Annotated in this window: 25 protein-coding genes; 11 read left to right on the plus strand and 14 right to left on the minus strand. The window is 55.7% G+C overall.

All coding sequences use genetic code 11. The features are described from left to right. The first annotated feature begins 123 nt into the window (after positions 1-123). On the plus strand, positions 124-522 hold the full coding sequence (locus ACTJJ1_RS07210; protein ID WP_004945067.1) for a VOC family protein: 399 nt from the start codon (positions 124-126) through the stop codon (positions 520-522). Between the two features lie 219 nt (positions 523-741). On the opposite strand, the gene zntB is transcribed toward ACTJJ1_RS07210, so the two are convergent. Beyond that, complete coding sequence (gene zntB / locus ACTJJ1_RS07215) at positions 742-1,725, minus strand: zinc transporter ZntB (protein WP_004945070.1); 984 nt, start codon at positions 1,723-1,725, stop codon at positions 742-744. A 145-nt stretch (positions 1,726-1,870) separates the two neighbouring features. Here zntB and ACTJJ1_RS07220 point away from each other — a divergent pair, with 145 nt between their 5' ends. Then, complete coding sequence (locus ACTJJ1_RS07220) at positions 1,871-2,932, plus strand: hypothetical protein (protein ID WP_440832976.1); 1,062 nt, start codon at positions 1,871-1,873, stop codon at positions 2,930-2,932. Between the two features lie 76 nt (positions 2,933-3,008). Here ACTJJ1_RS07220 and ACTJJ1_RS07225 read toward each other — a convergent pair whose 3' ends face one another. After that, positions 3,009-4,643: a peptide ABC transporter substrate-binding protein gene (locus ACTJJ1_RS07225; protein ID WP_004945076.1), complete on the minus strand. Its 1,635-nt coding sequence runs from the start codon at positions 4,641-4,643 to the stop codon at positions 3,009-3,011. 158 nt (positions 4,644-4,801) lie between these two features. Further along, positions 4,802-5,152 carry a hypothetical protein gene (locus ACTJJ1_RS07230; protein ID WP_004945080.1) on the minus strand — a complete coding sequence of 117 codons (351 nt, stop codon included), beginning with the start codon at positions 5,150-5,152 and terminating at the stop codon, positions 4,802-4,804. Positions 5,153-5,359: 207 nt separating this feature from the next. Here ACTJJ1_RS07230 and mpaA point away from each other — a divergent pair, with 207 nt between their 5' ends. Continuing rightward, a complete protein-coding gene (gene mpaA, locus ACTJJ1_RS07235; RefSeq protein WP_004945083.1) occupies positions 5,360-6,067 on the plus strand; it encodes a murein tripeptide amidase MpaA in 708 nt (235 codons plus the stop codon). Here mpaA and ycjG read toward each other — a convergent pair. After that, positions 6,064-7,044: an L-Ala-D/L-Glu epimerase gene (gene ycjG, locus ACTJJ1_RS07240; RefSeq protein WP_004945086.1), complete on the minus strand. Its 981-nt coding sequence runs from the start codon at positions 7,042-7,044 to the stop codon at positions 6,064-6,066. The genes mpaA and ycjG overlap by 4 nt on opposite strands. 223 nt (positions 7,045-7,267) lie before the next feature. Between ycjG and tpx the strand changes: the two genes are divergently transcribed. Then, positions 7,268-7,771 (plus strand): thiol peroxidase, encoded by a 504-nt coding sequence (gene tpx, locus ACTJJ1_RS07245; protein ID WP_004945089.1) that lies wholly within the window; start codon positions 7,268-7,270, stop codon positions 7,769-7,771. Between the two features lie 63 nt (positions 7,772-7,834). On the opposite strand, the gene tyrR is transcribed toward tpx, so the two are convergent. From tyrR to ACTJJ1_RS07260, 3 genes are all read right to left on the minus strand, one after another. Then, a complete protein-coding gene (tyrR, locus tag ACTJJ1_RS07250) occupies positions 7,835-9,406 on the minus strand; it encodes a transcriptional regulator TyrR (RefSeq protein WP_004945094.1) in 1,572 nt (523 codons plus the stop codon). Between the two features lie 330 nt (positions 9,407-9,736). After that, on the minus strand, positions 9,737-10,798 hold the full coding sequence (locus tag ACTJJ1_RS07255; protein WP_421412524.1) for a TIGR01620 family protein: 1,062 nt from the start codon (positions 10,796-10,798) through the stop codon (positions 9,737-9,739). Then, positions 10,795-12,192: a YcjX family protein gene (locus ACTJJ1_RS07260; RefSeq protein WP_004945100.1), complete on the minus strand. Its 1,398-nt coding sequence runs from the start codon at positions 12,190-12,192 to the stop codon at positions 10,795-10,797. Before ACTJJ1_RS07260 ends, ACTJJ1_RS07255 begins: the two co-directional genes overlap by 4 nt. 316 nt (positions 12,193-12,508) lie before the next feature. On the opposite strand from ACTJJ1_RS07260, the gene ACTJJ1_RS07265 reads away from it, so the two are divergent. Continuing rightward, positions 12,509-14,353 (plus strand): hypothetical protein, encoded by a 1,845-nt coding sequence (locus ACTJJ1_RS07265; protein WP_440832980.1) that lies wholly within the window; start codon positions 12,509-12,511, stop codon positions 14,351-14,353. Between the two features lie 13 nt (positions 14,354-14,366). Here the strand turns inward: ACTJJ1_RS07265 and pspD are convergent, their stop codons facing one another. The 4 genes from pspD to pspA all read right to left on the minus strand — a co-directional run bounded on the left by pspD (position 14,367) and on the right by pspA (position 16,038). After that, positions 14,367-14,630 carry a phage shock protein PspD gene (gene pspD / locus ACTJJ1_RS07270; protein ID WP_004945107.1) on the minus strand — a complete coding sequence of 88 codons (264 nt, stop codon included), beginning with the start codon at positions 14,628-14,630 and terminating at the stop codon, positions 14,367-14,369. Between the two features lie 96 nt (positions 14,631-14,726). Next, the gene (gene pspC / locus ACTJJ1_RS07275) at positions 14,727-15,086 is read right to left on the minus strand and encodes an envelope stress response membrane protein PspC (RefSeq protein ID WP_004945110.1); all 360 of its coding nucleotides are present in this window, start codon (positions 15,084-15,086) and stop codon (positions 14,727-14,729) included. Then, complete coding sequence (gene pspB / locus ACTJJ1_RS07280; RefSeq protein WP_004945113.1) at positions 15,086-15,313, minus strand: envelope stress response membrane protein PspB; 228 nt, start codon at positions 15,311-15,313, stop codon at positions 15,086-15,088. Before pspB ends, pspC begins: the two co-directional genes overlap by 1 nt. Positions 15,314-15,372: 59 nt before the next feature. Next, complete coding sequence (gene pspA / locus ACTJJ1_RS07285; RefSeq protein WP_004945117.1) at positions 15,373-16,038, minus strand: phage shock protein PspA; 666 nt, start codon at positions 16,036-16,038, stop codon at positions 15,373-15,375. A 184-nt stretch (positions 16,039-16,222) separates the two neighbouring features. Between pspA and pspF the strand changes: the two genes are divergently transcribed. Continuing rightward, positions 16,223-17,230: a phage shock protein operon transcriptional activator gene (gene pspF / locus ACTJJ1_RS07290; RefSeq protein WP_122288634.1), complete on the plus strand. Its 1,008-nt coding sequence runs from the start codon at positions 16,223-16,225 to the stop codon at positions 17,228-17,230. Between the two features lie 192 nt (positions 17,231-17,422). Here pspF and zigA read toward each other — a convergent pair whose 3' ends face one another. Genes zigA through folE2 form a run of 3 tightly spaced genes read right to left on the minus strand, consistent with a single transcriptional unit; the run spans position 17,423 to position 20,102 of the window. Next, positions 17,423-18,610, minus strand: coding sequence for a zinc metallochaperone GTPase ZigA (gene zigA, locus ACTJJ1_RS07295; RefSeq protein WP_006325661.1), 1,188 nt, complete (start codon positions 18,608-18,610; stop codon positions 17,423-17,425). Between the two features lie 12 nt (positions 18,611-18,622). Continuing rightward, positions 18,623-19,183: a carbonate dehydratase gene (locus ACTJJ1_RS07300; RefSeq protein ID WP_004945126.1), complete on the minus strand. Its 561-nt coding sequence runs from the start codon at positions 19,181-19,183 to the stop codon at positions 18,623-18,625. After that, positions 19,173-20,102, minus strand: a complete 930-nt coding sequence (gene folE2 / locus ACTJJ1_RS07305; protein WP_440832985.1) for a GTP cyclohydrolase FolE2 — start codon at positions 20,100-20,102, stop codon at positions 19,173-19,175. The genes ACTJJ1_RS07300 and folE2 overlap by 11 nt, the downstream gene beginning before the upstream one ends. A 206-nt stretch (positions 20,103-20,308) precedes the next feature. Here folE2 and sapA point away from each other — a divergent pair, with 206 nt between their 5' ends. From sapA to sapF, 5 genes are read left to right on the plus strand one after another with little or no spacing between them, the layout of a single operon-like run. After that, entirely contained in the window at positions 20,309-21,958 is a 1,650-nt protein-coding gene (gene sapA / locus ACTJJ1_RS07310; RefSeq protein WP_004945131.1) for an ABC transporter substrate-binding protein SapA, read from the plus strand. Further along, a complete protein-coding gene (sapB, locus tag ACTJJ1_RS07315; RefSeq protein ID WP_004945135.1) occupies positions 21,955-22,920 on the plus strand; it encodes a putrescine export ABC transporter permease SapB in 966 nt (321 codons plus the stop codon). The genes sapA and sapB overlap by 4 nt, the downstream gene beginning before the upstream one ends. Further along, positions 22,907-23,797 (plus strand): putrescine export ABC transporter permease SapC, encoded by an 891-nt coding sequence (sapC, locus tag ACTJJ1_RS07320; protein ID WP_006325668.1) that lies wholly within the window; start codon positions 22,907-22,909, stop codon positions 23,795-23,797. Before sapB ends, sapC begins: the two co-directional genes overlap by 14 nt. Next, positions 23,797-24,789, plus strand: coding sequence for a putrescine export ABC transporter ATP-binding protein SapD (gene sapD / locus ACTJJ1_RS07325; RefSeq protein WP_004945143.1), 993 nt, complete (start codon positions 23,797-23,799; stop codon positions 24,787-24,789). The genes sapC and sapD overlap by 1 nt, the downstream gene beginning before the upstream one ends. 1 nt (position 24,790) lies before the next feature. Next, entirely contained in the window at positions 24,791-25,603 is an 813-nt protein-coding gene (gene sapF / locus ACTJJ1_RS07330) for a putrescine export ABC transporter ATP-binding protein SapF (RefSeq protein ID WP_004945147.1), read from the plus strand. The last annotated feature ends 288 nt before the right edge of the window (positions 25,604-25,891 follow it).

The following is a 25,891-nucleotide window of genomic DNA, read 5'->3' on the forward strand; positions in this document are numbered from 1 at the left end:
TCTGCGGGCGGCGTTCTTTCCTCCCGACAGTTTTCGATCCTGCTCACAATTTCAGCATAATTTATCGGACAGCGCCGCCTTTCCTCTATACTGTGTATTCATACAGTCATAAGGAGATTGCCGATGAACATTACCCCCTGCTTATCCCACGTTTCCCTGGGTACCAATCATTTCGATGCCGCCGCAGAGTTTTACGATAGTACGCTCTCCGCATTGGGCTGCCGGCGAGTGCTGGAGCACCCCGGCGCTATTGGCTATGGCCGTGATTACCCGGAGTTCTGGTTGCAGGTGCCGATCGATAACCAACCCGCCTCTACCGGTAACGGCGTGCACGTAGGCTTTTTCGCCACCAGCAAGCAGCAGGTCGATGAGTTTTACCGGCTGGCGCTGCAGGCCGGCGCGAAAGATGAAGGAGCCCCAGGATCACGACCACACTATGGCGAAGCCTATTACGGGTGCTTTGTTCGCGATCTGGACGGGCATAAAATCGAAGCCAGTTTCTGGGACGAAAGCGCGGCCTGAAGACGGTAAACTGCAGACAAAAAAATGCCGGTGGTTAGACCGGCATCGTATGAATCAATGTGCTATGCAGCAATTCTAAATAATAAGAAAGTAAGACAATTATGGAGCGCAACGCCCATCGCTTGACGTTGCATTCACCTGCGAGAGAGATCATGCCCCATTTCCGCCCGGCAAAAGTTGATATCGCTCAATGTTAACCGGGTTTTCGTGCTCTTTTGGCTACAGCCAGCGGCTGCGTTTCAACCACCAGGCCACGCCGAGCACCAACCCCGTCAGCATCAGGCAAAACGTGGCAAAACCAAAGGGATTGCCCCCGCCGGGAATGCCGCCCAGGTTAACGCCGAACAGTCCGGTCAAAAACGTGGTGGGCAAAAATACCATTGCCAGTAGCGACATGGTGTAAGTTCGGCGGTTCATGGCATCAGCCATCACGGTGGTAATTTCATCGGAAAGGATCGCGGTACGCGCAATGCTGCCATCCAGATCGTCCAGACCGCGCCCCAGCCGGTCGGCAACATCTTGCATACGGCGTCGATCGTCATCGTTCATCCAGGGCAACCGCTCGCTTGCCAGCCGGGAAAATACGTCGCGCTGCGGCGCCATGTAACGGCGCAACACAATCAGTTGTTTACGGATCAACGCCAACTGCCCGCGCTCCGGGATTTGCTGCTCCAAAAGCGCATCTTCCAGATCGATGATCTTATCGTGCAGATCCTCGATAAAATCGCTGGTGTGATCGTTCAACGCATCGGAAACCTCCACCAGCCAGTTGCCGCTGTTGGTCGGCCCGGCGCCGCTTTGCAGATCGTTCACCACCTGATCGATAGAGTACACCTTACGGTGCCGAGTGGAGACGATCAGTTTATCGGTCAAGTAAACGCGGATGGTCACCAACTGATCCGGCCGTGAGTTGGCGTTGAAATTAATACTGCGCAACGTGATCATGGTGCCATCGCCCAGACGGCTGACCCGCGGGCGTGAGCTTTCCCCTGATAACGCTTCTCTTACCGCATCCGGCAACAGCGGCGTAGTGTTCAGCCATTCGGCGCTGGCCGGGTGCGCATAATCCAGATGCAGCCAGCAAGGCTCATCGCAGGTGATTTTATCATCGTAGTCAATCGATGTTACGCCACCTTTGCCGTCTAGCTGGTAGGCATACACCGCATCAGGAACCTGTAACTCGCGCCCCTCAATGACATCCATTCCTTATCCCCTTCGCTTTTCAGTTACACCAGAGTCTAGCGTTAATGTTGTGCGACTCAAAGATAAAGCCGCTTGATGCTTACCCCTGACTCGCACCTTATGCGCTAACATGGGTGAATAACGACCAACGTTCAGCCTGGTACCCATGAAATACGCATCGACATTACTGTTGGCCTCTATTTTGACGCTTGCTCCTGCGCCATTCTATCCGCTGTTTGCCGCACAGGGCCCGCTCGAGGGTATAGCTGATGCCTATCAACTCAAGCTCAGCGACTCGGCGGGTAATTTGCCTTACTACGTCGCAAAAACCCACGGCCGAACACCGAATTCCGCTTTAATCGTGCTGCATGGCCACCCCAGAGATGCCGGGAAAACGCTGGCTGCGGCGCTAAAAGCGGCACGACTGGCAGGTAAAATCGACGATACTTTACTGGTTGCGCCGCTTTATCCGGTTCCCGCCGCTCAGGCCCGGCGCTGCCACTCACCCGGACTCCCTCCGGCGCAGCCGGGTGATGCCTTGTGGAGTTGCAGTTCCTGGATAGACGGCGGATTAAGTTTGCAGTCAAACGTCAGCTCATTTTCCGCACTTGACCAATTGATCGCCGAACTGAAAATCAAATGGCCGCAGTTGCGGCAGGTCACTGTCGCTGGGTTTTCCGCCGGCGCGCAGTTCGTGCAGCATTATGTCGGGTTTGCGGAACCGCCCACCGGCGTGAGCGTGCGCTATGTCGTTTCCGACCCCGGCAGTTGGCTTTACTTCGATCGCCTGCGCCCGCAGCCGGTTATCGACTGGCTCAGTTGCAGTCAGGAAAAAGGTTGCGACTTTACCTGGACGGAAGTTAACACCGACTCGTGCCCAATCCTAAACCACTGGAAATACGGTATGGAAGATATCCCCGCTTTTCATGACCAAACTCGCGAGACGGTGCGTCAGCGCTATGCCGCGGCGGACATCACTTATATTGAGGGAGGAAAAGATACCGGCAACGCGCCCGGCACCTTCTACAAAATACTCGACAAATCCTGCGCCGCGCAGGCTCAGGGACCCTACCGTCTGCAACGCGGCATCGCCTATGCGGCTTACGATCGGCGTTTTATCGCACCTGGCGCCAAACGTCAGTTACTGATCGTCCCCGGCTGCGCGCACGATGTGTCTTGCGTATTTCCATCCGCCATTGCGCGTAGGGCGTTGTTTGTGGCGCCATAACCGCCATAGTTCCGCCACAAAAATAAAACCCCGCCATTAGCGGGGTCTGGTGAAAATACGTAGCAAACACGGCTGATCAATGCTGCAAAATATACATTGTCTGGCTGTAGGCCACGTCCTCCGGGTTGGTGATCGGGTAGCCTTTTACCCAGGGCTTGATCAGGCGACCGTTGGTGTACTGGTAAATTGGCGCGATCGGCGCCTGTTCCGCAATGATCTGTTCCGCTTTATTGTAATCCGCCGTCAGGGCCTTTGCGTTGGTTTCCCGGCTGGCCTGTACCAGCAGGTTGTCATACCTGGCGCTCTTGAATTTGGCGATGTTGCCGCTGTGGGAAGAGCTCAGCAGCGACAGGAAGGTCGATGCCTCGTTGTAATCGCCCACCCAGGACGCGCGCACTACGTCGAAATTACCGGTGTTGCGGCTGTCGATATAGGTTTTCCATTCCTGGTTTTGCAGCTTGACGTCAATCCCGAGCGTTTTCTTCCACATCGACGCCACGGCAATCGCGATTTTCTGATGGCTTTCCGAAGTGTTGTACAACAGCGTCAGTTTCAGCGGATTATTTGGGCCGTAGCCGGCAGCCTGCATCAACGCCTTGGCCTGCGCATTCAGTTCCGCCTGCGATTGCTGCTGCATCAGGCTCACTTCCGGTTTGAACCCGGCGGTGACGTCCGGCGTGAAGTGATAGGCCGGCTTCTCACCGGTGCCCAGCACTTTTTCGGCGATAATTTTACGGTCGATCGCATACGACAGCGCTTTACGCACTCGCACATCGTTGGTCGGCGCACGTTGGGTATTGAAGGCGTAATAATAGGTACCGAGCTGATCCGGGGTATAAACCTGGTCCGGGATATCTTTCAGCAACTTCTGGTACATGTTTTTCGGGAAGGACTCAGTGATATCGATGTCGCCGGCCAGATAACGCTTGGTGGCGTTGGACTCCTGGTTGATCGGCACAAAGGTCACTTTGGTCAGCACGGTATGCGCGTGATCCCAATAGTGTTCATTTGGCGTCAGCACCAGTTTCTCATTGACCACCCGCTCTTGCAGTTTAAACGCACCGTTACCCACCAGGTTGCCGACTTTGGTCCAGTCATTGCCGAATTTCTCCACCACCGACCGGTTCACCGGGAACAGGCTGAAGTTGGCGGTCAGGCTGACAAAGTACGGTACCGGTTTGTTCAACTGCACTTTAAAGGTGTAGTCATCCAACGCCGTTACACCCAGCTTATCGGCAGGCAGCTTGCCGGCGATGATCTCGTCGGCGTTCTGAATGCCGGCCAGTTGGGCGAACCAGGCAAAGGGTGACAGGTTCTTCGGCTCAACCAGGCGTTGCCAGCTATAAACGAAATCCTTCGCCGTTACAGGGTCACCGTTTGACCAGCGCGCATCTTTGCGCAGCGTGAAGATATAAGTTTGATTATCAGTCGTCTGCCAACGGGTGGCGACGCCAGGGATCACCTTGCCGTTGGCATCCTGATTCACCAGCCCTTCGAACAGGTCACGCGCCAATTGCGCCTCCGGCAAGCCCACGGCCTTGATCGGATCCAGTGAGGCCGGCTCATCTTTAATATGGCGAACGATTTCCTGTTTTTCCGCCAGAGTGGTGCCTGGGGGAACCTGCGCAGCCATCGCGCTGCTCAATCCTGCGCCGATAGCCACTGCACACAACGCCAAACGAAAACCTTGCTGAATTTTTCTTCTCGTCATTCTGATTCATCCCCGTTAACCATCTGAATTTTTTATCATATAGCACAAGATCCCTCTCACCTATAGCCCAGGAAGGACAAGATGCAAAAACTGAGGGCCAGACAATAAAAAATGCCCGTGCGACAACGTCGACACGGGCATTTTTGTCTCAGGGAGAGTTAGTCGTAAAGGTGAATGCTGTTGATGCGATAGCTGAACTCTTCGCCCTCTTCCTCGTCGAAAATGGTGAAGAAGCTTTGTTCGGCGAGCGGTTTAGAATATATATCGGTTTTTTGCATCTGGCGCGACTCGGCATCGTCATAACCATAGTCGAGATAGAAGGTGTTTTTCTGGTAGTCGACGTGCAGAGTAAAGGGATAATTGGACTCATCGCCACGCCCGTCATCATTTTTCACCACGCCGAACCATTCCCCCTGACGGATCTGATTTTCCTCATCCACGCCGCACAGCAGCGTGATGGTATCCTTTTCATTTTCGCTATAGCTGGCAACTATTCTGGCTACTGGCATGTTAAATCCCCTGCTTGGTTATTGGGTTAGCTTTGCCGATAGTATAACAACAGCGAAATGACCGGCGCGGTTTTATTGTTGCCTGCGCCAACGCACAGCTCACATATCAGGCAAAGGTGAAACAATAGCTCTGGGAAAGATAAGCCAAAGCGTAATACACTGAATAAAATGATAATGACTCTCGACATTTAACCCAGGGACAACACCATGATCCAGCATCGACCGCGCAGTGAACGTGGCCAATTGGCCGTTGCAGGAGAGAATTACGGCAGTTCGCTGTTAGGGGCGCCGCTGCTTTATTTCCCCGCAGCCATCAGCGGGCCGGAAACCGGGCTGATCATCGCCGGTACCCACGGTGACGAGGGAGCAGCTATCGTCACCCTTTCTTGTGCGCTACGCAGCATTGCGCCAAACCGGCTGCGCCATCACGTGATACTGGCGGTCAATCCCGACGGGTGCCAACTGGGGTTGCGCGCCAACGCCAACGGCGTTGACCTGAACCGTAACTTCCCCGCCGCCAACTGGCGATCCGGCGATACGGTTTATCGTTGGAACAGCGCAGCGGAGGCGCGGGATGTGAAGCTGTCAACCGGCGGCCGCCCCGGTTCAGAACCGGAAACCCAGGCGCTGTGCCACTTGATTCACCGGTTGAAACCGCGCTGGGTGGTGTCGTTTCATGAACCCTTGGCCTGCATTGAAGATCCCGCCAGTTCCCAACTCGGTGTCTGGCTTTCACATAAGTTTGCTTTGCCGCTGGTCACCAGCGTGGGTTACGAGACGCCGGGTTCGTTCGGCAGTTGGTGCGCAGATTTGTCGCTGCCCTGCATTACCGCCGAATTCCCGCCGATCTCCGCCGATGCCGCCAGCGAGAGCTATCTCGATGCAATGGTAGAGCTGTTGACCTACCAGGGTTAATTCTGCCGTGGGGCGAGATTGATCGCCCCATAGTCAAAATCCAGCCCCGCGTCGACGTCCTTCGCCAGCCAGGTCGGGCCATCCAAATCCACAAAACGCGCCCCTGGGGCCAGGGGTAACGCCGCGTTGATCGCCCGTGAAGTACACAACATGCAGCCGAGCATAATGGCGAACCCCTGCTCGCGCGCTTGCTTAGCCAAAATCAGCGCTTCCGTCAGGCCGCCTGTTTTATCCAACTTGATATTGACCATCTGATAGCGGCCGATAAGTGCCGGTAGATCGCGGCTGGTATGGCAACTCTCATCGGCACAGATAGGCAGCGGGTGGATAAAGTTCTCCAGCGCACCGTCATCGGCGGCCGGCAGCGGTTGCTCCAACATTGCCACCCCCAGATCTGCCAACAGTTGGCAACGCGCAGCCAGGCCTTCCGCCTGCCAAGACTCGTTGGCATCGACGATCAGCGTCGCTTCCGGCACCGCTGCGCGGATGGCTACCAACCGTTCGCTGATCAGGTGATTATCCAGCTTGATTTTCAACAGCCGTGCGCCCTGCTGGTCGAGTTCGCGTGCGGCGAACGCCATTGCTTCCGGCGAGCCGATGCTGACGGTTTGCGCCATCAGGATGCGTTCCGGCGCCGTGACACCGCTGCGCTGCCAGCGGCTCTGGCCGCTGAGACGGCACTCCAGATCCCATAGCGCCGAATCCACCGCATTGCGCGCCGCGCCTGCGGGCATCAACTGCTGCAACTGCTCACGCGTCACTCCCCGTTCGATAGCCGGTGCCACCTCCGCCAATTGCGCCAGCACCGAGGCTTCGCTTTCGTCATAGCGCGCATACGGCGTGCATTCGCCGATGCCGCGCACGCCCTGCAGTTCAATCTCGACCACCACCACTTTCGCTTCGGTGCGGCTGCCGCGGGCAATGACAAAGGCGGTATGCAATGGCCAGGCTTCTGGGTAAAAACGCATGCTTCTCATAACGGCTCCTGAGCGGAAATAGCGTATAAAAACGAGCTAACGGGCGGATAATTTTTGGACACAACCTAATATATACAACTATTTAGCAAACTTTATATATCCAACCCACAATTGTTGACTTAAACTGACGCCAGGGCGTGAACCTAATGGCAAACCCAGCCATAGCGGCTATTTTATTAGGTTCATCCCCTTTGTATAAACACCTGTAAAAGGAACCAAGCCAATGACTCAGACAGTACATTTCCAAGGCAACCCGGTCAGCGTTGCAGGCCATCTGCCACAGTCAGGCGAACAAGCCAAAGCGTTCTCGCTGGTTGCCAAAGACCTGTCAGACGTAGCGCTAAGCAGCTTCGCGGGTAAACGCAAAGTCCTGAACATTTTCCCAAGTATTGATACCGGCGTTTGCGCTGCCTCGGTACGTAAATTCAACCAACTGGCCAGCGGTCTGGATAATACCGTGGTGCTGTGCATCTCCTCCGATTTGCCGTTCGCCCAGTCACGCTTCTGCGGTGCGGAAGGTCTGAGCAACGTAGTGACGCTGTCTACCCTGCGTGGTTCAGAATTCAAACAGGCTTACGGCGTCGAAATCGCAGAAGGCCCGTTGGCGGGTCTGACTGCGCGTGCGGTCGTGGTGCTGGATGGCCAGGACAATGTGCTGTACAGCGAGCTGGTGAATGAGATCACCAACGAGCCGGATTACGATGCTGCGCTGGCTGCACTGAAGTGATGTCACCAGAGCCGGCTTTCGCGGGCTCTGATAAACGAAACGGGCGCCGCGGCGCCCGTTTTTTTATTCTTCGCTTTCCCCCGCCGCCTTGCGGCTGCTGAGGCCATACTCGCGCAGCTTGTTGGCAATCGCGGTATGCGAAACCCCCAGGCGTTTCGCCAGTTTTCGCGTGCTAGGGTAAGTGCGGTATAACCGCGTCAGCACCGAACGCTCGAAGCGCTTGCTGATATCGTCCAGCGAGCCGTCCAGCACTTCGTCGCCCAGCGACATCTCGACCTCAAATTCCGGCAGCACGATATCCTGCGGGCGCAGCTCAAAGCCTTCCGTTTGCGTCAACGCACGGTAGATGGCGTTTTTCAACTGCCGCACATTGCCCGGCCAGCCATACTTGCTGAGGAAACTCCCCAGATCGTTCGCCAACTTCGGCCGTGCCACACCCTGTTCGTCGGCAAAGCGCGCCACAAACAGCTCGGTCAACGGCATGATGTCCTGCGGACGCTCGCGCAGCGGCGGAATAGTGATGGTCAGCACGTTAAGGCGATAGTAGAGATCCTCGCGGAATTCACCGCGTTGCACCAGCTCCGTCAAGTTTTTCTGGGTGGCGCAGATGACCCGCACATCCACGTGTACTTCGTGTTCTTCCCCTACGCGACGGAAAGTGCCGTCGTTAATGAAACGCAGCAGTTTGGTTTGCATGCGCGGCGACATTTCACCGATCTCATCCAGCAGCACCGAGCCGCCGTGCGCCTGTTCGAAGAAGCCTTTCTTGCCCTCCAGCGCATTGGGGTAAGCGCCGGGCGCATGGCCGAACAGCTCGCTTTCCACCACGTCATCCGGCAGTGCGGCGCAATTCAGCGCCAGGAACGGCTGTTTGCCGCGCGGGCTGCGCAGGTGGCAGGCGCGAGCCAGAATGTCTTTGCCAGTACCGGTATCGCCGACCAGCAGCAACGGCGCATCCAGCATCGCCAGTTTACGCGCCTGTTCCAGCACCTGACGCATTTTCGGGCTGACGGCCACGATATGATCGAATTCGGTGTCGTCGTTCACCGACAGGTTCTGTAGCTGGCGCCCCATGCGTGCAGTCGACTTGAGCATGACCACCGCGCCAACGGTGGCGTTCTGCTGGTTTTCGTCTTCCAGGTAGATGGGCGTGATATCCATCAGGAAATCCTGGCTGCGGATCACGACCCGTTCGGAGTGCGGCGCCGTTTGTTCGCTCTCCAGCCAGCGGCTGAAGTTATAGCCGCCAATCAGAGCCGTAGCCGTTTGATTGCGGATTTTATCTTCGCTGAAGCTGAACAGCACCTGTGCCGCCGGGTTGGCCAACTCGACCTTGCCCCGCATATCAATCGAAAATACCGGCTCCGGCATCGACTCAAGCAGCGCCCGCAACGCACGGTGTTCACGCTCGGACGGCATGAAGTTAACGGTGCGCACGTCAGTCACGCCGGCAATGCGGCGGATCTCCGCCATCAGAGCGCGGAAGGTGTCAAAATCCAGTTGAGAAAAATTGAGGTAAATGCGGCCGATGGGATCGATTTCGATACCCCGTAAATCGATGCTGCGCGATACCAAAAGATCGAGTAATTCTCGAGTCAGACCGAGCCGGTCTTCGCAAAATACTTCCAAACGCATCAGTGTTGGCCTTATCTCTGCAGGTGCGGGGATGACTGACGATGATGATACTCTCTCACCCCGAGCGGTAGAAGCAATCTGTCAGCAAAAGTTGACAGAACTCTGATTTATCGCCGTTGTTGATGATTTTAAACGCAAGTAAATAACACCATCGGCGTCATTTTAGTTCATTTGCAGAGAGTTATCATAACCGGCAATAATTTTTTAGATAAATATAATGTGATTGCAGGGGGATCGTCTTTCGTCAACCAGGGGTTACGTACTGAGTTGTGCAGTGGCTATTGATGCGGAAACAAACAACTGCGCCCAGGGCGGGCGCAGTTGGTGGAGTTACTTGGCTTTATTGTCGTTTTTTTTCATGGCGTCTTTCAGTTGACCAACCAACTGGCTGCGGAAATCTCCGAGTTTGGGCTTCTCACCGTCCAGCCACGGAAGCGGGCGGCACAGCTCCATCGCCTTGATGCCCAGCCTGGCGGTCAGCAAACCGGCGCCAATGCCTTGGGCTGCGCGGGCGGACAACCGTGCAGCCAGATCCTGTGACATCCAATCCATCCCCACCTCACGTACCAGTTCGGACGCACCGGCAAAGGCGATATTCAACAGCACCAAACGGAACAGCCGCAGACGGCTGAAATAACCCAGTTCAATGCCGTACAACGCCGCAATGCGGTTGATCAGCCGAATGTTACGCCAGGCGATAAATGCCATATCCACCAGCGCCAGCGGGCTGACGGCGATCATTAATGTAGATTCTGCCGCCGAACGGCTGATTTCACGACGCGCCTGATTATCCAATACCGGTTGCACCAGCTTGGCATAAAGCGCTACCACTTCGCGGTCATTTTGAGTTTCATGCAAGGAAGCCTGCCAGCGCTGTAACGCCGGGTGCCCCTGATCGAGGCCGGCCTGCCGCGCCAGCTTCTCGCAGAATTCGCGCCCCTTGCCCAACCCGTGGCTGTGCAACAGTTCCCGCGCTACGTCGCGCTCTTCCGCACGCTGGCGCAGACGATACAACCGGCGCCATTCGGTCACGACCGACCCCACCCCGGCAAACACGATCAAGCCGCCAGCCACGCCGCCGCCCATGGCAATCCAATCCTGCTGCACCCACGCGGTATGCACCCACTGCACGCCCTGCGCCACCACGCTGACGCCGAACAACGCCAACCCGGCAGTAACCATTTTGCGCCACAGGCTGCGTTTGGGTTTCAAGGCGGCATTGATAATGCCTTCGGCTCGCCCTTCCTCCTCTTCTTGTTCCAACTCAGGCGCGGCCGGGAAAAAACGCTCCGCCTGCTGTTCATCAAAGGCGACGTTGGCGCGCAATATCGGTTCTTGCGGCGGCTGCAACGGCTCTTCAAAATCGATACGCGGCTTTATCGGTTCGCTCATCGCAATTTATCTCCCAGTAAAAATTCCATCACCGCGTCCAGACGGATGTGCGGCAACGGGCTGTCTACGCTCATGGCGCGGGGACGAAACTCATCAAAGTGGAACCCCTGGTTTTGCCAGAAAGCCGGCCCCGGCAAACGCGCCGGTACTTCGCCGGGGAACACCGTCAACGGCGCGCCATCGACGAGGCGATTGCCCTTCAAGGCCGGGATCCTCTGCCCCTGGTGATCGACGATGCCGCTTTCGGTCGCCTGTACGGAGGCCAACCCCACGCAATCCATGCTGATGCCCTCAAACGCCGCGTTCTGCCACGCTTCCTGCACCAACTGCTGCAACAACGACACCAGATTGGCGTGCTGGTCGGCGGTAATGTGATCCGCCTTGGTGGCGGCAAACATCAACTTGTCGATGGTCGGCGAGAACAAGCGACGGAACAGCGTGCGCTTACCGTAGTGGAAACTTTGCATCAATTGGGTCAGCGCCAGGCGCATATCGTTGAACGCCTGTGGACCGCTGTTGAGCGGTTGCAGACAGTCAACCAGCACAATTTGCCGATCGAAACGGACGAAATGTTCTTTATAGAAGTTTTTGACGATTGATTGGCAGTAGTAATTGAAACGCGCCCGCAGCATACCGATGTTGGTGTGCTTGTCAGCTTGCGCCAGCTTCGATTCGCCGAGGCTGTCGACATTGGGCCACGGGAAGAACTGCAGTGCCGGCGCGCCGGCCAGATCGCCCGGCAGCACGAAGCGGCCCGGCTGGATAAAGTGCAAGCCTTCGCTTTTGCAACGCAACAGATAATCGGTGTAGGCCTGAGCAATGGCCGCCAACCTGTTTTCGTCGGCCGGCGCGAGCGGATCGCAACCTTTGCACAGTTCTAGCCAGGGTTTGGCCCACTCGGCACGATCGCCCTGCAACAGACCGGCCATCTGGCGCGACCAGGCCAGATAGTCCTGTTCCAGCATGGGCAAATCCAGCAACCATTCACCGGGATAATCGACGATTTCCAGATACAGCGTCGATGTATCTTTAAAATGCCGCAGCAACGAGTCGTTGGAACGGTAGCGCAGCGCCAAGCGAATTTCGCTGACGCCGCGCGTCGGGGTCGGCCAGCTTGGCGGGGTGCCATAAAGTTGCGCCAACCCTTCATCATAGGTAAAACGCTGAATGCCAAGATCGCGCTGCGGAATGCGTTTCACGCCCAGAAGCCGCTCTTCGCGCACTGGCGAAAACAGCGGCATGCGCGCACCGCTGTGAACGTGCAGCAACTGATTGACGAAGGCGGTGATAAAGGCGGTTTTGCCGCTGCGGCTCAGGCCGGTCACCGCCAGACGCAAATGGCGATCCATCCCGCGGTTGACCAGCGAGGTTAACTCATTTTGCAGTCGTTTCATTTTGCGTAGAGTGACTTCCTTTTGTTATATAAAACATGTATTTATATAAAATTCGTTAATCTCGGCAGCCTATGAGCATTATTATAGTCATAAGCCAGCTTATTTTATGTCATGGATAAGGTCTTTCGCGCCTGCACCGCTTGGCATACATGTTATTCGTTGTGTGGTATATAGCAGAACGACCTAATATCGCACCTCATAAAAAACCAAGATAGCATTATCTTGCTGGGAATAATCTCAATATTTCACCTTCAATCCGACAAAATTTGGCGTCGAAGATGCTTTCTCTAACATTTAATACTACCCGGAGAACTCTATGAGTGCAATTAATTTAGAACAAAACACAGCCGCAGCAAGCACTATGAATGCATTAAGAAACACCTTGCCAGAATATGATGGGCAACGTATTTTTTTAACAGAGTACTATGCGGGAAAAGGCAAAGGCGGTGGCGTATTTACAGGTTATCTTAACATTGCCAATGCAATTGATGACGGAGGATACTCCACTGTTATAGTTAATCAATCAACAGCAGTGTGGCGACGAAACGATTTAACGCAACTTTCTTTATATGATGGCGGTTGCGATCCTACCCTAAGTGATAACAGCTCATTTATTCAAAACATTTCACTGATACAAGGCGAACGCTCGGTAAAAATCCCAAGCGGTTACTGGAATATTGCAAAACCGGTCATTTTCCCAGCTAACAGAGGGATCGCGCTCTACGGCGAAAACAGTTTTAACGGGCGTGCAGTGTTAACCTACTCCGGGCCAGATCTAACTGATATTTCAGATTTTAGTGGAGTTATTACCGTTTCTGCCAACGCAGGGGAAATGACGTATAGTGGGATCAACTTCAGAAACTTTCAAATACGTGGCAATAATAAAATCATTAGTGGATTAAGCATAAAATACGCTGGTTACGTGCAAGTACAGAATGTAAGCATCCTCTATTGCAAAGGTGCAGGTCTCTATCTTGATAAAGTTCAGGATAGTTACTTTAAATTCCTTGAGGTCCAAGGTTGCGGCAGAACTTCCGGCGATTATAACAGTTATGCCGACATTACAGATTATGAGAAAATGCTACTGGCCCCCGTTCATTTAACCTCAACCATCAAGGACGATGATTGTAACATGTTGCGCTTTGAAGATTGCCAATGGGAAGCCAACCTGATCAGCCCGACTATTTACATTCATGGCGGCATTGGATTGTGGTTCACGAAATTGCATATGGAACATCGTAGCGGCCCATTGAAAACATTAATTGGAGAGAATACCAATGCCAGCCGATTATTACATATGAACTCTGGGGAAGTTTATCTTAATGAAATTCAGGCGTCGGAAGTAAATGATTTGGTTTACAGTACGGGGTATGGTGTTTTGTATGTAACCAATATTAACCGTGCGGGGAATATTACGCATGCTGCATCCGGGAAACGGTTCAATATTTTCATGAGCGGATGCTGGTTACAAGACATGAACTTTTCCTCCAGCGTAAAGGCCATGATCAGCAACAGTTGGTTAGCGAATCTGACGTGGAGCCACCCTTCTTATCCGAGTACTATTTCTGACACCTATTTCTCCGGCAACGTTGCCCTCACCGGAGATGGCGCAAATACCCGGATCGATCTGGCCGACTGTCAGTACGGCAGCGTAAGCTGTAACACCAGTAATCTGCGCTTCCTTGGCGGCCGCTGCCTGGGCGACTTTCGTTATGCCTCACTGTCTGGCGCAGGTTCGGTCATCGATGTCGATGTCGAAGGCGCGACAACTATCAGTACTAGCTATGGCAGTTCATATCAACCAGGAAAAAGCAGCTATAGCGTGGCGCGTGTCGCCGATGTTCCCAAAGAGCTAGGGAGTGTAATGCGCCCTATCGGCTCCGAATGGTTCAATACAGCGGTAACAGGGGACCAGGAAGGCGCGATTTACAGTTGGGTGAAAACCGCTACCGGCTGGCGGCCTAACAGTCGCATCAGTCGCTTTGGTACCCATTTGTCGTCAATGACGTTTTCTCAGCTTCCCGCTGCGATCTCCTGCAAAGGCACCGTTATTTTCTGTACCAATACTGCAGCCTCTCCTGCGGCTCAGGCCATTATCAGCGACGGCGCAGACTGGGTCTATCTGGCAACACCGGGGACGAAAGCGACCGCCGCCAATTAAAGTTTATGCCACCCTATCTGGGTGGCATTTTTGCACCCGCTACGTAACGCCCAAATACCTTGTTCAGGCCTTTGCGGAACAGGGGTTCCAGCACCAGCGCCAGCACAAAGCGAATCGGTTTGCGGCCAACGGTCCGCAGCAGCCAGCCCGCCGCGCCGGCAGGGCCGTAATTCAGTAACGCTATGATGATCACTTTAGACAATGTCTTCAACACTGTACCTGCTCCTTGTTTGATTCCAGCGGATTTAACGGCTTTTGCGGCATAGGTTTTATTCATTTATCAATGCCCTCCGGCACGGTTGCTTGCAACAAGATGATGGCAGGCGCAATGCCTGACCTGCGCCACGCGCAGGTCATTGCACGCGAGGCAGGGTTACAGCTTGCGGAAACGGCTCTGTACGCCGAAGGTGTCCGACGTGACATAACGTTCAACCTGACGCAGTTGCTGTTCGCCGCTGCCCAACTCATACTCCAGTTGATCGAGCAATTGGCGCGGCGTCTTGTAGTTCTCGCCTTCGAAACGGCTGGCCGGCGCTTCATCCAGCACGAAAACCAGCGCGAAATAGGCCACCAGCGTGAAGAAAAACAGGCCGAAAATCATCGACAGCACCACTATTACGCGGATCAGACGCACCGGCACGTCGAAATAATGGGCCAGCCCGGCGCAGACGCCCTTCACCATGCCTTCCTCAGGTACGCGATAAAGTTTTTTACTGCCCAGAGTATTGCTCATCAAGACTGTCTCCAGTTCGGGTGTTCCGCATCGAGGATTTCTTCCAGCGCCTGAATGCGTTCACGCATGCGCTTGGCATCGTCGGCCAACTGAGCCAGACGCTGCATTTCCTGATGGCTCAGTTGAATGCCGCTTTGTTGCCGATTGCTGTAATGCAGCCAAAGCCAAATCGGTGCGACAAACAACACGAAGATTGTCAACGGAATGGCAAGTAGTAGAGCACTCATTTCTTTTCCTTCTTATTGCGTCTTTAATAGGCGGCCACCTCGCCGTGGCCGCTGTCGCCTTACTCAGTGCGGTTCATTTTGGCTTTCAGCGCCGCCAGTTGTTCGCTGATGGCATCGTCGGCTTTCAGTTCGGCAAATTCCTGGTCCAGAGACTTCTTTTTACCGATGATGACGCTTTCCGCTTCGGCTTCCATATGATCGATTCGGCGCTCAAACTGTTCGAAACGCGCCATCGCCTCATCCAGTTTGCCGCTGTCGAGCTGGCGGCGCACGTCGCGGGAAGAGGATGCTGCCTGATGGCGCAGCGTTAACGCCTGCTGGCGCGCACGGGTTTCGGTCAGCTTGTTTTCCAGCTCGCCGATTTCGCTTTTCATCCGGGCCAATGTCTCTTCCACGGTAGACACTTCGTGGGTCAGCGTGGAGATCAGGTCAGCCACCTTCTGTTTTTCGATCAGCGCCGCACGGGCCAGGTCTTCCTTATCTTTGCGCAGCGCCAGTTCGGCCTTGTCCTGCCAATCGTTGAGCTGATTTTCACCCTGCTCAATGCGGCGCAGCAGTTGCTTTTTCTCCGCCAGCGCACGCGCCGAGGTGGAACGAACTTCAACCAGCGTGTCTTCCATCTCCTGGATCATCAGGCGCACCAGTTTTTGCGGATCTTCCGCCTTATCCAGCAGCGTATTGATGTTGGCGTTCACGATGTCGGCAAAACGAGAAAAAATACCCATAATTCACTTCCTCTTGGTTCTGATGGCGTCTGAAGCGCCGCGTTAAATAATACAGCTTGCCCAAAGACTTAATCAAAACTCGTGCCAACTTTTATTTTATTGAATAATAAGGATTATTTATTTTTGACACTCCGTCAACTTGCTGTAGAGTGATTATTTTCACCAAACATTGGCGAATTTCATCATGAGCGAACAGTTAGAAAACCTGCTGGGCGAAGCGAACGCCTTTGTCGAAGTATTGGAGCAAGTCTCGCAACTGGCAAAGTTGAACAAGCCGGTGTTGGTGATCGGCGAACGCGGCACCGGCAAAGAGCTGATCGCCCACCGTCTGCACTACCTTTCCAACCGCTGGCAAGGGCCGTTTATCTCGCTTAACTGCGCGGCTTTGAATGAAAACTTGCTGGATTCCGAGCTGTTCGGCCATGAAGCGGGAGCCTTTACCGGCGCGCAGAAACGCCACCTGGGCCGCTTTGAACGCGCCGACGGTGGCACGCTGTTTCTGGACGAACTGGCCACTGCCCCCATGCTGGTGCAGGAAAAACTGCTGCGGGTGATTGAATACGGGCATCTGGAGCGCGTAGGCGGCAGCCAACCGCTGCAGGTCGATGTGCGGTTGGTTTGCGCCACCAACGATGACTTGCCTGCGCTGGCGGCAGCGGGGAAATTCCGCGCCGATCTGTTGGACCGGCTGGCGTTCGACGTCGTTCAACTGCCGCCGCTGCGCCAGCGGCAGCAAGACATCATGTTGCTGGCTGAACACTTTGCGATTCAGATGTGCCGCGAGCTGTCGCTGCAGCTGTTCCCCGGCTTTACCGAACGCGCCAGGGATACGCTGCTCGCCTATAGCTGGCCGGGCAACGTGCGGGAATTGAAAAACGTGGTGGAACGTTCCGTATACCGGCACGGCACCAGCGCCAACGCGCTCGATGAGATCGTTATCAATCCCTTTGCCCAACGGGAAAGCCCCTTCCCGCTGCCGGAGCGCGAAACGCGCAGTGACCGACCGACACTACCGCTGGATTTAAAAACCTGGCAGTTGGAACAGGAAAAGTCGTTGATCGAAGCGGCGCTGCAACAAGGGAAATTTAACCAACGCAAGGCGGCGGACCTGCTGGGGCTGACCTATCATCAATTGCGGGGGATGCTGAAAAAACATGCTCTCCTGCAAAATGGGGGTGCGGAAGAAGACTAATGGGCAAAAAAAAGCCAGCACCCGAGCTGGCTTAAAAAACACTGGAAGCAATGTGAGCAATGTCGTGCCTTTCACAGCAGAGCCACTGAGCGTGGCCTTCCGTGAACGGCAAACAAATGATAATGGTTATCACTATCACCTGTAAAGCAATTTGTTGAGAATTTTTCTCATCACCACACTGATGTTGTGTACTTACCACTCAGGGAAGGGATCGGCCATCCTCCGCCAATAGTCCACACCGGCCACCATTTCGTCATCGGTCAGTAAGCAGGCATCCAGCAAGCGGGTAATCTCCGCCTGTCGCAGATTCTGGCCGATAAACACCAGCTCCTGACGCATATCGCCAAACGGCTCCACCCATTTCGCCTGAATCTGCGCCCGGGTTTCTTCATCTTGTGGCCAGCTCTCCTGCGACAGCGCGCGCCAGAAGGTACCCGCCAGTCCATAATGAGCGATGCCACCGGCCTGACTCCACTGCCCCGCTTGTCTCGGACGCGTAGCCAGCCAGAAGAACCCCTTTGAACGCAACAGCTTACCGCCCCCCCAGTCGCCGTTGATCATCCGATAAAATTTATCCGGCGCAAACGGCCGCCGCGCCTGATAAACAAAGCTGCTGATGCCATAGTTTTCCGTCTCCGGAACATGCTCGCCCCGCAACTCCTTCAGCCAGCCCGGTGCCTGTTGGGCCTTTTCGAAGCTGAAACTGCCGGTGTTCAATACCGCCTCCAGCGGCAATTTACCGGGGGAGATGGGGATAATATTGGCATCCGGGTTAAGGCTCGCGAGCAGCGCCATCACTTCCCCCTGCTGTTCTGGCGTCAGCAAGTCGGTTTTACTCACCAGCATCACATCGCAAAATTCGATTTGCTCGATAAGCAGGTCCGCCACGCTGCGCAGATCGTCCTCGCCCAGGCTTTGCCCGGCCTCCTGCAACGTTTGAGCCTGCTGGTATTGCTGCATAAAATTCACGCCATCCACCACAGTGACCAGCGTATCCAGCCGGGCGAACTGCGACAGGCTTTCACCCTGTTCATCTTCAAAGGTGAAGGTTTCCGCCACCGGCAGCGGTTCTGAGATCCCACTGGATTCAATCAGCAGATAATCGAAGCGACCGGCCTGCGCCAGTTCGCGCACCGAGATCAACAGATCTTCGCGCAGCGTGCAGCAGATACAGCCATTGCTCATTTCCACCAGCTTTTCCTGTCGGCGATCGAGCTGGACCTGGTTTTCGATCAGCGCAGCATCAATGTTCACTTCGCTCATGTCATTAACGATCACCGCCACGCGCATGCCCTGGCGGTTATTCAGAATATGGTTGAGCACCGTGGTTTTACCGGCGCCGAGAAAACCGGAAAGTACGGTAACGGGTAACGGATTCATCAGGTTCCTCACTTAAAACTCATTACGTAATGCCTGGTAGCCGCGAACCAGTTCGACGTTAGTGGCGGCCACTTCTTCAGAAAATTGCAGCGCGCCGCGATCAACCTGGCGATACAGCGACAGATCGCTGTCGGCGCCGACGCGCTCGGTCGATGGGATATACAGGTTCTCCGGCAGCGTGACGCCATCCACCACCGCGTTGTACCGCACCACGCAGCCGGAACGGATATGGCAGTTGAACAGCACGCTGTTGAACCCGATAAACACCCGATCCCCGATGCGGCACGGGCCGTGAACAATCGCGCGATGCGCGATGGAGCTGTAGCTGCCGATGGTGACCGCCGCGCCGCTTTTCGAGTGGATCACCACGCCGTCCTGAATATTCGAGTGAGAACCGATAACGATCGGCTCCATATCGCCGGCCGCATTCAGTTCATCGGCGCGGATCACCGCATAGGGGCCAACGTAGACAAAATCTTCGACAATCACCCGACCACAGATAATGGCGGTAGGATCGATATAGGCCTTTGGCGATACCTGCGGCAGGTGGCCACTGGGGTTTTTACGCAGCATCGCCTTCCTCCCGCCAGCTCAGTTCGGCCACCGCATTGTGGGCGTGCAGGCTTTCCTGATGCTCCACCCGCAACGAGAATCCTCGCAGGCCGCATTGGCTGCGCAGCATCCGGTACAGACGGCGAGCGGCGTCCTCGCAAAACATCAGATTTTGGCCATTAGCCAAGGCGAAGGCCTGCTCATCGCGACGCTTTACCAACGTTTGCGACGGCGTACCCAGCGCATGCTCAATGCGATCGATTAAATTGACCACCGGTAACGCCGGTTCACTGCCACCGAGCGTCAGCGTCACCCAGGCCCAACTGCGCTGGCTGTGCGGGGTCGCGGGCATTCCCTGCTCACCCAGCCAATCGATCACCTGCTGCCGATCGACCCTGTCCGGTTCCTGTTCAAAATCAAACTGAAACTGCTGTTGCGCCAGTTGACGGCTGAGCGCCGCCGAGCTGGGACAGGTGGAGGAATAGGGTACGCCGATCGTCAACGACAGCGTCAGAGCCTGGGTTAACGTGGCGTCAATGCGCAACGGGTAGGCTTTCCAGCCGCGGTGCGGCGAGAGTAGCGCCGGACGTGACACCAGCAGTTCGCCGCGGATACTCAGGCTGGCATGGTCGCTGTGTTCAGGCTGCGAAGCCAAAAAAGCATCCAGCGTTCGCCCGATGCGCTGCGGCGTCAGTTCGCCTTGCGTCAATTCATCCAGCGCGAGATACAGCCGCGACATGTGTATTCCCCGCGCGCCCTGCCGACCGGCACGCAGATTGATCCCGGCATTAACCTTCGCCATCAGCGGTTTGCCCGCAAGCTCCAGCGGCAGCGCTATCTCTTGCATCCCGACCCAATCGAGCCCGACGTCACTCATCTCACCCCGCCAGGCCTGCGCATCCGGCAACGGCTGGCGGGGTGGAAGTGCAATCTTGTTCATACGTCCCCTTGCTGTTATTGATATCGTGCCTGGGGACGGTAGCATGAAATTGTTATGTTATAACATATCATTTTAAAGATTTTTTGCCTGTGGCGGCAAAGTGTTCAATCAAGTCGCAGAAAACTCTGCCATTTTGCTCAATGGATTGGGCAGTTCGCCAGAGTGCGATACACTAACGCTATTGCTTATTAACCCATGAAGCGTCTATGCGTGGTTTACCCCTTTGGATACTGTCATTGTGCCTTACGAGTTCTGCCCTGGCCTCAACACCGCCCGCGCCTACCGCGGCGCCGCCGTTGCCGGACATCCGCCAGAGCGGCTTTGTCTATTGCGTCAGCGGCATACTGAACACCTTTAATCCGCAGATGGCCAGCAGCGGGCTGACGGTCGATACCCTGGCCGCCCAGCTGTACGATCGCCTGCTGGATGTCGACCCTTATACCTACCGACTGATCCCCGAACTGGCGCAAAGTTGGGAAGTGCTGGATAACGGCGCAACCTACCGCTTCCACCTGCGCAAGGACGTGCCGTTCCAGACCACCGCCTGGTTTACGCCAACCCGCAAATTGAACGCCGACGACGTGGTGTTCAGCTTTGAACGCATGTTTAACCAAAAGCATCCGTATCATGACGTCAACGGCGGCGAGTATCCGTACTTCGACAGTCTGCAGTTTGGCGACTCGGTGCAAAGCGTGAAGAAGCTCGACGACTACACCGTCGAGATCCGTCTGCAGGCGCCTGACGCCTCGTTTTTGTGGCATATCGCGACCCATTACGCCCCGGTGATGTCGGCAGAATATGCGGAAAACCTGACGCGTGAAGGCCATCAGGAAATGATCGATCGCGAGCCGGTCGGCACCGGGCCCTTCCTGTTGAATGAATATCGTTCGGGGCAATATATCCGTCTGGCGCGCAATGACGTTTACTGGAAAGGTCAACCGCGCATGCCACAGGTGGTGATCGATCTGGGCGCCGGCGGCACCGGCCGGCTGTCGAAGTTGTTGACCGGTGAGTGCGACGTGCTCGCTTATCCCGCGGCCAGCCAGCTCTCGATTCTGCGCGACGATCCGCGCCTGCGCCTCACGCTGCGGCCGGGCATGAACATCGCCTATCTGGCCTTTAACACCCGCAAACCGCCACTGAACAATTTAAAAGTGCGTCAGGCCATTTCGCTGGCAATCAACAACCAGCGCCTGATGCAGTCGATTTACTACGGCACGGCGGAAACCGCCGCCTCCATTCTGCCACGCGCGTCGTGGGCCTATGACAACGAAGCGCACGTTACCGAATTTGATCCCGCAAAATCGCGCGAAATGCTCAAGCAAGCGGGTATTGAATCGTTGAATCTGAAGCTGTGGGTACCAACCGCCTCGCAATCTTATAACCCCAGCCCGCTGAAGACCGCCGAACTGATCCAGGCCGATTTGGGCCAGGTTGGTATTAACGTCACTATCGTGCCGGTCGAAGGCCGCTTCCAGGAGGCGCGACTGATGGAGATGAACCACGATCTCACACTCACCGGCTGGGCCACCGACAGTAACGACCCGGACAGTTTCTTCCGGCCGCTATTGAGTTGCGCGGCAATCCGCTCGCAAACCAACTATGCTCACTGGTGTGACCCGGGGTTTGACGAGGTGCTGCAAAATGCCCTGCTGTCACAGCAGTTGGCGCAGCGCATCGAAAATTACCAGAAGGCGCAAAAAATTCTTGAGCAGCAACTGCCGGTGTTGCCGCTGGCCTCCTCATTGCGCCTGCAGGCTTACCGCTACGACATCAAAGGACTGGTATTGAGTCCGTTCGGCAACGCGTCATTTGCCGGGGTGTACCGTGAATCCGCGGAGGGGCCGAAAAAGTGATTATCTTTACCTTGCGCCGCATCTTGTTGCTGCTGATCACGCTGTTCCTCCTGACTCTGGTCAGCTTTAGTCTGAGCTATTTCACGCCGCGCGCGCCGTTGTACGGCGCCGCCCTGCTGGATGCCTACCACTTTTACTTCGTCAGCCTGCTGCACTGGGACTTTGGCGTTTCCAGCATTAACGGCCAGGCGATCAGCGAGCAACTGCGCGAAGTGTTCCCCGCCACCATGGAGCTGTGCCTCCTTGCTTTCACTCTGGCGTTGTTTATCGGCATTCCGCTGGGGATTATCGCCGGCGTGATGCGCGGCAAATGGCAAGACACCGCCATCAGCACCTTTGCCCTGATCGGATTTTCGATGCCGGTTTTCTGGTTGGCGTTGCTGTTAATGCTGTTTTTCTCGCTGCACCTTGGCTGGTTGCCGGTCTCCGGCCGTTTCGACCTGCTGTATCAGGTCAGGCCCATCACCGGTTTTGCGCTGATCGATGCCTGGCTGTCGGATTCGCCGTACCGTTCCGAGATGATCGGCAGCGCGTTGCGCCATATGATATTGCCGATTACCGCGCTGGCGGTGGCCCCCACCACCGAAGTGGTGCGCCTGATGCGGATCAGCACCGACGACGTGCTCAGCCAAAACTACATCAAAGCCGCCGCTACCCGGGGCTTGTCCCGCTTTACCATTATCCGTCGCCATGTGCTGCATAACGCGCTGCCGCCTATCGTTCCCAAGCTGGGGTTGCAGTTCTCCACCATGCTGACGCTGGCGATGATCACCGAAGTGGTCTTCAATTGGCCGGGCCTGGGGCGCTGGATGATTAACGCCATCCGCCAGCAGGATTATGCGGCAATCTCCGCCGGCGTGATGGTGGTCGGCACCTTGGTGATCGCCATTAACGTCCTGGCCGATATTTTGGGCGCAGCAACCAACCCACTGAAACATAAGGAATGGTATGCCCTTAGATAACGTATACCGCGAAAAGAAAATGCCCAGCCCGCTGCTTTATACCTGGCGGATTTTTTACGGCGATGCCCTGGCGATGATCGGCTTCTACGGCGTGATCGCGCTGCTGTTGCTGTGCGTATTCGGCAGCCTGTTGGCGCCTTATGCACTCGATCAACAGTTCCTGGGTTATCAGTTGCTGCCGCCCTCCTGGTCGCGTTACGGCAACGTATCCTTCTTTCTCGGCACTGACGATCTCGGCCGCGATATCCTGAGCCGTCTGTTGACCGGTACCGCCGCCACTTATGGTTCGGCGTTGTTGGTTACCGTCGCCGCCGCCTTTTTCGGGGTAATCCTCGGCGTGTTTGCCGGCGTGACCCACGGCCTGCGCTCGGCGGTGCTGAACCACATTCTCGACACCCTGCTCTCCATTCCCTCGCTGCTGCTGGCGATTGTAGTGGTGGCGTTCCTTGGGCCAAAGCTCGAGCACGCGATGCTGGCGGTCTGGCTGGCGTTGTTGCCGCGCATGGTGCGCACCATCTACAGCGCAGTGCACGACGAACTGGAAAAAGAGTATGTGGTGGCAGTGCGACTCGACGGTGCCTCGACGCCGCAAATCCTGTGGTATGCCGTAATGCCGAACATTGCGGCGGTGCTGGTGACCGAATTTACCCGTGCGTTGTCGATGGCGATCCTGGACATCGCCGCACTCGGTTTCCTCGACCTCGGCGCACAGTTGCCCTCTCCTGAATGGGGCGCCATGCTCGGCGATTCGCTGGAGCTGGTGTACGTCGCGCCCTGGACGGTGATGCTGCCCGGTGCGGCAATCCTGATCAGCGTGTTGCTGGTTAACCTGTTGGGCGACGGCATGCGCCGCGCAATCAACGCAGGAGTGGAATAATGCCGTTACTTGATATCCGCAACCTGACGATTGAATTTATGACCGCCGACGGGCCGGTCAAGGCAGTCGATCGCGTCAGCATGACGCTGACCGAAGGTGAAGTACGGGGTTTGGTGGGTGAATCGGGCTCGGGCAAAAGCCTGATCGCCAAAGCGATTTGCGGCGTAACCAAAGACAACTGGCGTGTCACCGCCGACCGTTTCCGCTTTGATGATATCGATCTGCTGCAATTGACGCCGCGCGAGCGACGCAAGCTGGTCGGGCATAACGTCTCGATGATTTTCCAGGAACCGCAGTCTTGCCTGGACCCTTCGGAGAGCATCGGCCGCCAACTGGCCCAGGCGATCCCCGGTTGGACCTATAAGGGCCGCTGGTGGCAACGTTTCAACTGGCGCAAACGTCGTGCCATTGAGTTGCTGCACCGCGTTGGCATCAAAGACCATGTCGACATCATGGGCAGCTTCCCCTACGAACTGACCGAAGGCGAATGCCAGAAAGTAATGATCGCCATCGCTCTGGCCAACCAGCCGCGCCTGCTGATTGCCGATGAACCGACCAACGCCATGGAGCCTACCACCCAGGCGCAAATTTTCCGCCTGTTGGCCCGGCTTAATCAAAACAACAACACCACCATTTTGTTGATCAGCCATGATTTGCAGATGATGAGCAAATGGGCCGACCGGGTGAACGTGCTGTACTGTGGCCAAACGGTAGAAAGCGCGCAGTGTGAAGATCTGCTGGCTGCTCCTCACCATCCGTACACGCAGGCGCTGATCCGCTCAATGCCGGATTTTGGTCGTTCATTGCCGCATAAAAGCCGGCTCAATACGCTGCCGGGCGCCATTCCATCGCTGGAACATCTGCCGATCGGTTGCCGGCTGGGGCCTCGCTGCCCCTACGCGCAGAAAAAGTGCATCGAGACGCCGCGCCTGCGCCCGGTGAAAAACCACTTATTCGCCTGCCACTTCCCGTTGAACATGGAGGAGCAATAACATGGAAACGCTGTTGGAAGTGCGCAACCTGACCAAAACCTACCGTTACCGCACCGGGCTGTTCCGTCGCCAGCACGTTGAGGCGGTGAAATCGGTCAGCTTTACCCTGCGTGAACGGCAGACGCTGGCGATCATCGGTGAAAACGGTTCCGGCAAATCGACGCTGGCCAAAATGCTGTCCGGCATGGTTGAACCATCATCCGGGGAACTGCTGATTGACGATCACCGGCTCGGCTACGGCGATTATCGCTACCGCAGCCAGCGTATCCGCATGATATTTCAAGATCCGAGTACGTCGCTTAACCCGCGCCAGCGCATCGGTCAACTGCTCGACGCCCCGCTGCGGCTGAATACCGATCTGGAGGGCCCAGAGCGTGAACAGCGCATCTATCAGACGCTGCGCCAGGTGGGCATGCTGCCGGACCACGCCTATTACTATCCGCATATGCTGGCCTCCGGCCAGAAACAGCGTGTGGCGCTGGCCCGTGCGCTGATCCTGCAGCCCAAGGTCATCGTCGCCGATGAGGCGCTGGCTTCGCTGGATATGTCGATGCGTTCGCAGATCATCAACCTGATGCTGGAACTCCAGGAGAAACACGGCATCTCGTACATCTATGTGACTCAGCATCTGGGCATGATGAAGCACATCAGCGATCAGGTTATGGTGATGCACGAAGGGGAAATCGTTGAGCGTGGCAGCACCGCCGAAGTGCTGGCCGCGCCATTGCACGATCTGACCAAGCGCCTGATCGCCAGCCATTTCGGTGAAGCGCTGACCGCAGACGCCTGGCGGCGCGACGGCGGCCGATTCTGACGCTGGCAGGAAACCCGCTTTCGAGCGGGTTTTTTATTGCCTAACTCTCCACTGCGCTTATCCAATATCCTCAAATACAAATTACAATTTTGTTATATATCATTATATTTTATTCCATTCAGTTATTGATTAGCACTTAACATTATTTTATCTCGCCTATCTAATCGGTGAGGATATCCCCTACGTTGAGCTTATTAAACGACAGGATATCACACTGATGAACAGCCCCCGCAATCGCCGACTCGCGCAGTTTCTGCTCGCTTTAGCCGCAGGTTTCTCTGTTTATGG

Origin of the sequence: Serratia sp. 22264 (assembly GCF_052045345.1) — a bacterium.
Lineage (GTDB): Bacteria > Pseudomonadota > Gammaproteobacteria > Enterobacterales > Enterobacteriaceae > Serratia > Serratia plymuthica.